Genomic DNA, 500 nt, shown 5'->3' with positions numbered 1-500 from the left:
GATGAGTTCGTGTCCGTACAACTGGCGTAATCATGGCCCTTCGGGGCCATTGTTTCTCTGTGGAGGAGTCCATGACGAAAGATGAACTGATTGCCCGTCTCCGCTCGCTGGGTGAACAACTGAACCGTGATGTCAGCCTGACGGGGACGAAAGAAGAACTGGCGCTCCGTGTGGCAGAGCTGAAAGAGGAGCTTGATGACACGGATGAAACTGCCGGTCAGGACACCCCTCTCAGCCGGGAAAATGTGCTGACCGGACATGAAAATGAGGTGGGATCAGCGCAGCCGGATACCGTGATTCTGGATACGTCTGAACTGGTCACGGTCGTGGCACTGGTGAAGCTGCATACTGATGCACTTCACGCCACGCGGGATGAACCTGTGGCATTTGTGCTGCCGGGAACGGCGTTTCGTGTCTCTGCCGGTGTGGCAGCCGAAATGACAGAGCGCGGCCTGGCCAGAATGCAATAACGGGAGGCGCTGTGGCTGATTTCGATAACC

The 500-nt window shown here is 56.8% G+C and carries 1 protein-coding gene; it reads left to right on the top strand.

Features of this window, described 5'->3' with window-relative positions:
- Positions 1–71: 71 nt before the first annotated feature.
- Positions 72–470 (top strand): DNA-packaging protein FI, encoded by a 399-nt coding sequence (locus H8K36_RS18910; RefSeq protein WP_000158919.1) that lies wholly within the window; start codon positions 72–74, stop codon positions 468–470.
- Positions 471–500 lie beyond the last annotated feature (30 nt).

It is taken from the genome of Affinundibacterium nitidum (genome assembly GCF_014284155.1).
Classification (GTDB): Bacteria; Pseudomonadota; Gammaproteobacteria; order Burkholderiales; family Burkholderiaceae_D; genus Undibacterium; species Undibacterium nitidum.
This window is presented reverse-complemented; position numbering and strand designations above follow the sequence as displayed.

Coding starts and splice junctions, on each gene's coding strand:
- H8K36_RS18910 (WP_000158919.1), top strand. CDS start 72: ATGACGAAAGATGAACTGATTGCCCGTCTCCGCTCGCTGGGTGAACAA.